This window comes from Bradyrhizobium sp. KZN70725 (assembly GCF_055264925.1).
In genome coordinates this window covers 1-8,796 of the sequence record NZ_JBUYWT010000114.1, presented here as the reverse complement: position 1 = coordinate 8,796, position 8,796 = coordinate 1, and the positions used below count along the sequence as shown (strand labels likewise).

Genomic DNA, 8,796 nt, shown 5'->3' with positions numbered 1-8,796 from the left:
TCGCATTCATAAAGCACACTAGAATCATAAGTTTGCTAGTGTCCTTATCGAATCCGAAGTTCGCTCCGAAGGTGCGGCAAATGATGCGAACTTCGGATTCGGGACACTAGCCCGGAGCCGGGACCGGCATCCCCAGGGTTCCTCTGGCGCGGCTTGACAGCACCGCCTCCGTCAGTGTCTTACGGCCCGGTCCGGGGCCGGTTGCAAGGCTGGGCTGCCAAGCCTGGGCTGCCAAGGCTTGGTTGCCAAGGCCTGATTGCCAAGGCTTGGTTGCAAGGGATTGGCCCGGACCCGCTGTGGCGCGTTTTGCGCGACGCGGATACCGTTTTCCCCTGCGGCAGGCGTAAAGCGCCTGCGCGGAGATCACGCTCAACAAGGTAGGGATCGCCGATGACGGCAGCATTTACGTTTCCCGGGCAGGGCTCGCAGGCGGTTGGCATGGGCAAGGCCCTGGCCGACGCCTTTCCGGCGGCCAGGGCGGTGTTCGACGAGGTCGATTCCGCGCTGGGCGAGAAGCTGACCGCGATCATCTGGGATGGTCCCGGCGAGACATTGCAGCTCACCGAAAATGCCCAGCCCGCCCTGATGGCGGTGTCGATCGCCACATTGCGCGTGCTCGAGAGCGAGGCCGGCTTTTCGGTCGGCCGCAATGCGGCCTTTGTTGCCGGACACTCGCTCGGCGAGTATTCGGCGCTGGCCGCCGCCGGGAGCCTCTCCGTCAGCGACACCGCGCGGCTGCTCCGCACCCGCGGGCTCGCGATGCAGAAGGCGGTGCCGGTCGGCGTCGGTGCGATGGCCGCACTGCTCGGTCTCGACTACGAAACCGCCGTGGCGGTCGCCAACGAGGCGGCGCAGGGACAAGTCTGCCAGGCCGCCAACGACAATGGCGGCGGCCAGGTGGTGGTCTCCGGCGACAAGGCCGCCGTCGATCGCGCGGTCGAAATTGCCAAGACCAAGGGCGCCAAGCGCGCCATGCTGCTGCCGGTGTCGGCGCCGTTCCATTGCAAGCTGATGCAGCCGGCGGCCGATGCGATGGCAGAGGCGCTGTCGGGGGTGACCATCAAGGCGCCCGCGGCGCCGCTGGTCTCCAACGTGCTGGCCTCCGCCATCACCGATCCCGACGAGATCCGCCGCCGCCTGATCGAGCAGGTCACGGGCACCGTGCGCTGGCGCGAGTCGGTTGCCTATATGGCAGGGCAGGGCGTGACGCGGTTCTTCGAGATCGGCGCCGGCAAGGTGCTGAGCGGCCTCGTCAAGCGCATTGCCGACGGCGCGGTCGGCGTGTCCGTCGGCGGTCCGAACGATATCGCTGCGGCCAAGGACGCGCTCGCAGCTTCGGCTTGAAGCAGCCGGAAGGAGAATTCGATGTTTGATCTGACTGGCAAGACGGCGCTCGTCACGGGCGCAACCGGCGGCATCGGCGGCGCGATCGCGCAGGCGCTGCATGCGCAGGGCGCGACGGTAGCGATCTCGGGGACGCGGCGCGAGGTGCTGGACGGCTTCGCGGCCAAGCTCGGCGAGCGCGTGCACGTCCTGCCGTGCAATCTCTCCAGCAAGGATGATGTCGAGGCGCTGGTGCCGGCAGCGGAAGCTGCGATGGGGCAGGTCGACGTCCTGATCGCCAACGCCGGCATCACCCGCGACAACCTGTTCGTGCAGCTGCGCGACGAGGATTGGGACGACGTGATCGCTGTCAACCTGACCGCGACGTTCCGCCTGGCGCGCGCGGCGACCAAGCTGATGATGCGCAAGCGCTTCGGCCGCATCATCGCGATCACCTCGATCGTCGGCGTCACCGGCAATCCGGGGCAGGGCAACTACACCGCGTCGAAGGCCGGCATCATCGGCCTGATCAAGACGCTGGGCGCCGAATACGCCAAGCGCGGCGTGACCGCCAATTGCATCGCGCCGGGTTTCATCAAGACGCCGATGACCGATGCGCTCAACGACAAGCAGCGCGAATCCATCCTGGCGAAGGTTCCTGCGGCGCGGCTCGGAACGCCCGAGGACATCGCCGCCGCGGCGGTCTATCTGGCCTCGAACGAGGCCGCCTACGTCACCGGACAGACGATCCACGTCAACGGCGGGATGGCTATGATTTGAGCTACTGGCCGGCTCTCGCAATGCGGCGAAAAGCCGTTTTCGGGAGCCGGTTCAGGCGTGTAGTCAAGGCTTTGGAAGTATGGTAGCTGAAGCCCCCGTGGATGGGCGAAGAACGCCATTGCAGGATTTTGAAACCCTGTATATTGGCGTGGCGACGCCTGCCGTTCGCCGGGGCTTTAATCGGCTACGACCGGGCCGAATCAAGACTATGCGCGACTGAGTAATCGAGACGACCACGATGGCTCGTATCGTCTTGGGGTCGGGTCCAATGGAACAACGAGGTTGAACGATGAGTGAGATTGGCGAGCGGGTTAAGAAGATTGTGGTCGAGCACCTTGGTGTCGAACCCGAGAAGGTGGTCGATAGCGCGAGCTTCATCGATGACCTCGGCGCCGACAGCCTCGACACCGTCGAGCTCGTGATGGCATTCGAAGAAGAATTCGGTTGCGAGATTCCCGACGACGCGGCGGAGACGATTCTGACCGTTGGCGACGCGACCAAGTTTCTCGAGAAGAACGCGAAGAGCTGACGCCGATCGCGAAGTTGACGGGGCCGGACGGACCGTGATCGAGCGGTCCCCCGGCTTCTTATTATCAGCCGCGCATTGCTGGCCGGAGAGGTGGAAATGAGACGAGTTGTCGTCACGGGGCTGGGCATGCTTACACCGCTCGGCTGCGGCGTTGACGCAACTTGGGCGCGCATCCTCGCCGGAGACAGCGGCGGCAAGAAGATCGACACGTTCGACGTGTCCGACCTGCCGAGCCAGGTCGCCTGCTACATTCCGCGTGGCGACGGCACTGGCGGCACCTTCAATCCCGATCAGTGGATGGAGCCGAAAGACCAGCGCAAGGTCGACGACTTCATCGTCTATGCGATGTGCGCGGCCAAGCAGGCGCTGGACGATGCCGACTGGCATCCGAAGTCGGACGAGGACCAGTTCGCCACCGGCACGATGATCGGCTCCGGCATCGGCGGCCTCACCGGCATTGCCGAGACTGCGGTGCTGCTGAAGGAGCGCGGACCGCGCAGGGTCTCTCCGTTCTTCATTCCGGGCCGCCTGATCAATCTGGCCTCCGGCTACGTCTCGATCGAGCACGGCCTGAAGGGGCCCAATCATGCAGTGGTCACGGCGTGCTCGACCGGCGCGCATGCGGTCGGCGACGCGGCGCGGCTGATCGCGCTCGGCGACGCCGAGGTGATGGTCGCCGGCGGCGCCGAATCGCCGATCTCGCGCATCGGCATCGCCGGCTTCTGCGCGGCGCGTGCGCTGTCCACCGGCTTCAACGAGACCCCGCAAAAGGCATCGCGGCCGTACGACAAGGATCGCGACGGCTTCGTGATGGGCGAGGGCGCCGGCGTCCTCGTGCTGGAGGAATACGAGCACGCGAAGCGCCGCGGCGCGAAGATCTATGCCGAGGTCACCGGCTATGGCCTGTCGGGCGATGCCTTCCACATCACCTCGCCGCCGCCGGACGGCAATGGCGGCTTCCGCAGCATGACCATGGCGCTGAAGCGCGCCGGCCTCGCGGCATCCGACCTCGACTACATCAATGCGCACGGCACCTCGACGCAGGTCGGCGACGAGATCGAGCTCGGCGCGGTCGAGCGTCTGCTCGGCAATGCGGCCTCGAAGGTTTCGATGTCGTCGACCAAGTCCGCGACCGGACATCTGCTCGGTGCGGCCGGCGCGATCGAGGCGATCTTCGCGATCCTGGCGATTCGCGATAACGTGGTGCCGCCGACCATCAATCTCGACAACCCATCGGTGCAAACGGCGATCGATCTTGTGCCGCATACGTCGCGCAAGCGTGACGTCAATGTGGCGCTGTCCAATTCCTTCGGTTTCGGTGGCACAAACGCTTCCGTGATCGTGCAGCGCGTGACCAATTAGTAGGTCGTTAGGGCGTTTTCGAGCGAAGTGGGTGCCGGTTCGCGTGAAGAAAACGCGTCGAAAAAGAGAATCCAAAGTCCCGTTTCGATTCGATCGGAACGGGACTTTAGAACTAGTCCACCGTTTTGCCGTATTCCGCGGTGACTCCTAATAGCGGGCGTATGCTATTGGCAGGGCAGGGGTTTGTCCGGCCACGATTCAACCGGCAGGATATTGGTTTGCATCGATGAGTGAGAGGCCGCCCATTTCACCGAGGAGTCCACGCGCCGCGCTGGAGCCCGAACAGCTTCCGCCGCCGCCCAAGCGCTCGGATCGCGCCCGCAATCCCTTCGTGATCGTCGGCAATGCCATCTTCACCATCCTGATCATCCTGATGATCGGCGCCGGCGCGACGTATTACTACGGCAAGCAGGCGCTGGAATCGCCGGGACCGCTGCAGGAAGACAAGATCGTCAACATCCCGGCGCGCGCCGGCAAGCGTGACATTGCCGACGTGCTCTCGCGTGAGGGCGTGATCAACGTCAATCCGTGGGTCTTCATCGGCGGCGTGTTCGCGCTGAAGGCAAGCTCCGATCTCAAGCCAGGCGAATATTCGTTCCAGAAGAACGCCAGCCTGCGCGACGTCATCGCCACCATCGTCGACGGCAAGGTGGTGCAGCACGCCATCACGATACCGGAAGGCCTGACGTCCGAGCAGATCGTGACGCGGCTCTCCGACAACGACATCTTCACCGGCTCGGTGCGCGAGATCCCGCGCGAGGGCACGCTGCTGCCGGAGACCTACAAATTCCCGCGCGGCACCACGCGCGACCAGGTGATCCAGCGCCTGCAGCAGGCGCAGAAGCGCGTGCTCGCCGAAATCTGGGAACGCCGCAACACCGACACGCCGCTGAAATCGCCGGACCAGCTGGTCACGCTGGCCTCGATCGTCGAGAAGGAAACCGGCCGCGCCGACGAGCGCAGCCGCGTCGCCGCCGTGTTCGTGAACCGCCTGCGCCAGCGGATGAAGCTGCAGTCCGATCCGACCATCATCTACGGACTAGTGGGCGGCAAGGGAACGCTGGGCCGTCCGATCAAGCGCAGCGAAATCACGCAGCCGTCGCCCTACAACACCTATGTGATCGACGGCCTGCCGCCCGGACCGATCGCCAATCCCGGCCGCGCCTCGCTGGAGGCGACCGCAAACCCGGCGCGCACCCGCGACCTGTTCTTCGTCGCTGACGGAACCGGCGGCCACGCCTTCACCGAAACCTACGACCAGCACGCGAAGAACGTCGCCAAGCTGCGCGCGTCGGAAAAGCAGATCCAGAACGACACCGTCGAGCCCGCGGATGATCCGGCGCCCGCCGCCGCGACGCCCGGCGCCGACACCAATCCCACGGCGACGACGCCGAAGCCCACCAATCAAAAGAAGCCGCCGCGCGGTCGGCAGGGCGCAGCCCGACAGACCAATTCGCCGCCGGTGGTGCAGCGCTAAAGCGCGATCGTCATCGCGCTTTAGCTTCTTGTTTGAGCATGATCTTTCGGAAAACCGCCATACACTTTTCCGGATCATGCTGTAGCTCTGCATTTTCCGGTGGTGGAACGTAATTCCACTTTCACGGAATCCGTTTTAAGGTCGCACCGGCTCCCCACGAGTCTCGCAGGCTCCGGGTGAGTCCCATATCCTTCTGTTGGAGAGTTCACGCGATGGCGCTGTCGAGCATGACTGGCTTTGCCCGAAGCCATGGCGCAAGCGGTCCCTATACGTTCGAGTGGGAGCTGAAATCGGTCAATGCCAAGGGCTTTGACCTGCGGTTGCGGCTTCCGCCGGGCTGGGACGAACTGGAAGCGCTTGCCAAGAAGCGGGCCGGCGAGCTGCTGTCGCGCGGCACGGTCTACGCCAATCTCAGCGTCAAGCGCACCGACGCGGCGCAGACGATCCGGATCAATGAGGACGTGCTCGCCGCCGTGGTGAAGGTCGCCGGCACGCTCGCGCAGCGGATCGACGCGGTGGCGCCGAGCATCGACGGACTGCTCGGCATCAAGGGCGTCATTGAGGTGGTCGAGCCCGAGAGCAACGAGGACGAGGACAAGGCGGCGCGCGAGGCGGCGGCGATGGCCTTCGAGCAGGCGCTCGGCAGCCTTGTCGAGATGCGCCGCCGCGAGGGCGATGCGCTGGGGCAGATCCTGATGCAGCGGATGGACGAGGTCGAGCGGCTCGCCAGGCGCGCCGAGACCGCTCCCGGCCGCAAGCCCGAGGCGATCAAGGCGCGGCTGGCCGAGCAGATCGCGGCCCTGCTCGAGACGTCCGACCGCTTCGATGCCGACCGCCTGAACCAGGAGGCGATCCTGATCGCCACCAAGGCCGACATCCGCGAGGAACTCGACCGCATCGCCTCGCACATCGCCCAGGCGCGCGAGATGATCGGCAAGGGCGGTCCGGTCGGGCGCCGGCTCGACTTCCTCGCCCAGGAATTCAATCGCGAGGTGAACACCTGCTGCTCGAAGTCGAACGACGTCGAGCTGACCAACACCGGGCTTGAAATGAAGAACGTGGTCGAGCAGTTCCGCGAACAGGTCCAGAATCTGGAGTGAATGATGACGGCGCAGGGTTTTGACGGCGTAGAGCGGCGCGGACTGATGTTCGTCCTGTCGTCGCCGTCGGGCGCCGGCAAGACGACGCTGTCTCGCATGCTGCTTGAACGCGAGCCGGGCCTGAAGATGTCGGTGTCGGCGACCACGCGGCCGATGCGGCCGGGCGAGGTCGAGGGCCGCGACTATTTCTTCGTCGACAAGAAGAAGTTCGAGAAGATGGTCGAGCACGGTGAACTGCTCGAATCGGCCACCGTATTCGACAACCGCTACGGCACGCCGAGTGCGCCGGTCGAGGCCGCCCTAGCGGTGGGGCAGGATGTTCTGTTCGATATCGACTGGCAGGGCACGCAACAGCTCCACCAGAAAGCCAGCGCCGATGTGGTGCGGGTGTTCATCCTGCCGCCGTCGGCCGCCGATCTCGAGAGGCGGCTGCATACCCGGGCGCAGGATTCGGAAGAGGTCATCCGCGGACGGATGAGCCGCGCCAGTCATGAGCTGAGCCATTGGGCGGAATACGACTACATCGTCGTCAACCACAACGTCGACGATGCCTTTGCCGAGGTGCAGTCGATCCTGAAGGCCGAGCGCCTCAAGCGCGAGCGCCGCACCGGCCTTACCGAATTCGTGCGCGGCCTGCAGCGTCAGCTCGAGAAGTAGCGCGTTGCGGACGTGATGCGAGCGCATCACGTCCGTTTGCATTTTTTCCTAAGCGGACCTTAGTTCGTCGCGCTGCGCGCAAGCCGCTGCAGCATCGCGGCGATCTGCTTGTTGTCTTGCTCCCTTTGATCCCGATCACGCGTAGTCTCGCGACGTGGAGCAGGCTTCTCGGCGCGGCGTGGAGCGGGCGTCTCCGCGCGACGTGGAGCGGGCGTCTCCGCACGGCGCGGAACGGGCGTCTCGGCGCGGCGCGGCGCAGCCTCGGACAGCCGCAGCGGACGATCCCGGCTGACAACTGCCATCGGGGGCGCCGGTTCGGTGTGCAGCGAATCCCACGGCGCCTGCCACTCGTCCTCGGTCTGGTAGGGCGCCGAGCGCCTGCGGGTCAGCCGGAACACCAGCGTGCTGACCAGGCCGGCCAGCGCCAGGGCTCCAACCATCACGATCAGCAGCATCTGCGTCGACGACGGTGACTTCTCCACGGACGCTTCGGCCGTGGCGGGGGCGGCAGGCGCCGGCGCGGCCGCCGGTTGCGGCGTCGTGTCTGCCTGCGCAACCGCGGTCGGCTGGTCTGCGGCGCGTCTGGTTCCGTTGGTTCCGGCCATGCTCGATGCATCCAGCCATCTGGCGTTCACGTCGGACGGCTGCGCGTTGGTACCGGTGGGCGTGGCTGCCGGGTCGGGCGTCGCTGCCGTTCCGCCGGCCTGGCCGGCGTCGGCGCTTGGCGCAGGTACGGCTGCGACCTGGGGCGAGGGCCATTCGGCATGGGCATCGGCGACTGATCTGCGCATCGCCGGCTGCTGCGGCGCGGGCTGGCTCTGCGGCGTCGGCTGGCTCTGTGGCGGCGTCGCGTCGGCCGTTGTGGTATCGGGCGCTGCTGCCGCTGGCGGCTGCTGCGTGCTCGTCGTCGCCGTCTTGGCGGCCTTGTTCTTGGCCTCGTTCTTGGCCTCGCCGAGATACCAGCACTTCTTCTTGCTGCGATCGAGATGGTAGAACCAGTGGCTTCCCGCAGGCGCGGTTCCCTTGGGCGCGGCCAGGCAGGTGTCCGCCGTGTTGTTAGTGCTATTGGCCGTATTGGCGGCGGTCTGGGCCATGGCGCTGCAACTGGCGCCGGCCAGGATGCTGGCGGCAAGCGCCGCAGCGAATTTCGCTGAACGATTTGACATACGCGTCCCCGGTATCTCTTTTTTAACGCAAACGCTGGAGATCCCAATCTCGGCAAAGAGTTGGGTCGCAATGCGCCGCAAATCCGGAACGGGTGGGGCTTAATTGGGGCTCGCGGCGTGCCGCAATTGCGGCGAGCCCGAGGCCGCGGAACGTGAACCGAACGATGGCTTGGTTCGACCGTCAGGTTCCATCGGAGCGGCCGCGTCCCGCTGGCGGTAGCAGCACCGGCGGGACGTCATGTCTCAGCGTGATCTTTCGGAAAACCGCGTCACGCTCTTCCGGATCATGCTCTAGGTGGTGTGGACTCTAAGGATTCCCTTTTAGGAGCAAATCAGATTCAAGGCTGCTTTTGGGGAGGCCGCTTTGGGTGTGATGGACCGTTTGGTATTGAGCGACGCGGC

General features: G+C 65.4%; 8 protein-coding genes. 7 read left to right on the top strand and 1 reads right to left on the bottom strand.

Translation table 11 applies throughout. The annotated features are described in order from the left end of the window. Positions 1–390 precede the first annotated feature (390 nt). From fabD to gmk, 7 genes are all read left to right on the top strand, one after another. Positions 391–1,344, top strand: coding sequence for an ACP S-malonyltransferase (gene fabD / locus ACZBJS_RS41350; protein ID WP_141343069.1), 954 nt, complete (start codon positions 391–393; stop codon positions 1,342–1,344). Positions 1,345–1,365: 21 nt separating this feature from the next. Next, positions 1,366–2,103: a 3-oxoacyl-[acyl-carrier-protein] reductase gene (gene fabG, locus ACZBJS_RS41345; RefSeq protein WP_463440222.1), complete on the top strand. Its 738-nt coding sequence runs from the start codon at positions 1,366–1,368 to the stop codon at positions 2,101–2,103. A gap of 289 nt (positions 2,104–2,392) precedes the next feature. Further along, complete coding sequence (locus ACZBJS_RS41340) at positions 2,393–2,632, top strand: acyl carrier protein (protein ID WP_002716125.1); 240 nt, start codon at positions 2,393–2,395, stop codon at positions 2,630–2,632. 96 nt (positions 2,633–2,728) lie between these two features. After that, positions 2,729–3,994 (top strand): beta-ketoacyl-ACP synthase II, encoded by a 1,266-nt coding sequence (gene fabF, locus ACZBJS_RS41335; RefSeq protein ID WP_057019881.1) that lies wholly within the window; start codon positions 2,729–2,731, stop codon positions 3,992–3,994. A 226-nt stretch (positions 3,995–4,220) separates the two neighbouring features. Beyond that, positions 4,221–5,471, top strand: coding sequence for an endolytic transglycosylase MltG (gene mltG, locus ACZBJS_RS41330; RefSeq protein ID WP_463440221.1), 1,251 nt, complete (start codon positions 4,221–4,223; stop codon positions 5,469–5,471). A gap of 212 nt (positions 5,472–5,683) precedes the next feature. Further along, positions 5,684–6,571, top strand: coding sequence for a YicC/YloC family endoribonuclease (locus ACZBJS_RS41325; RefSeq protein ID WP_141343071.1), 888 nt, complete (start codon positions 5,684–5,686; stop codon positions 6,569–6,571). 3 nt (positions 6,572–6,574) lie between these two features. Then, positions 6,575–7,228: a guanylate kinase gene (gene gmk / locus ACZBJS_RS41320; RefSeq protein WP_463440220.1), complete on the top strand. Its 654-nt coding sequence runs from the start codon at positions 6,575–6,577 to the stop codon at positions 7,226–7,228. 59 nt (positions 7,229–7,287) lie between these two features. Here gmk and ACZBJS_RS41315 read toward each other — a convergent pair whose 3' ends face one another. Further along, positions 7,288–8,394 (bottom strand): hypothetical protein, encoded by a 1,107-nt coding sequence (locus ACZBJS_RS41315; protein WP_463440219.1) that lies wholly within the window; start codon positions 8,392–8,394, stop codon positions 7,288–7,290. Between the last annotated feature and the right edge of the window lie 402 nt (positions 8,395–8,796).

Bases quoted from the DNA above. Each gene is read 5' to 3' on its own strand.
- gmk (WP_463440220.1), top strand. From the start codon at position 6,575: ATGACGGCGCAGGGTTTTGACGGCGTAGAGCGGCGCGGACTGATGTTC.
- fabG (WP_463440222.1), top strand. From the start codon at position 1,366: ATGTTTGATCTGACTGGCAAGACGGCGCTCGTCACGGGCGCAACCGGC.
- ACZBJS_RS41325 (WP_141343071.1), top strand. From the start codon at position 5,684: ATGGCGCTGTCGAGCATGACTGGCTTTGCCCGAAGCCATGGCGCAAGC.
- fabD (WP_141343069.1), top strand. From the start codon at position 391: ATGACGGCAGCATTTACGTTTCCCGGGCAGGGCTCGCAGGCGGTTGGC.
- ACZBJS_RS41340 (WP_002716125.1), top strand. From the start codon at position 2,393: ATGAGTGAGATTGGCGAGCGGGTTAAGAAGATTGTGGTCGAGCACCTT.
- fabF (WP_057019881.1), top strand. From the start codon at position 2,729: ATGAGACGAGTTGTCGTCACGGGGCTGGGCATGCTTACACCGCTCGGC.
- mltG (WP_463440221.1), top strand. From the start codon at position 4,221: ATGAGTGAGAGGCCGCCCATTTCACCGAGGAGTCCACGCGCCGCGCTG.
- ACZBJS_RS41315 (WP_463440219.1), bottom strand. From the start codon at position 8,394: ATGTCAAATCGTTCAGCGAAATTCGCTGCGGCGCTTGCCGCCAGCATC.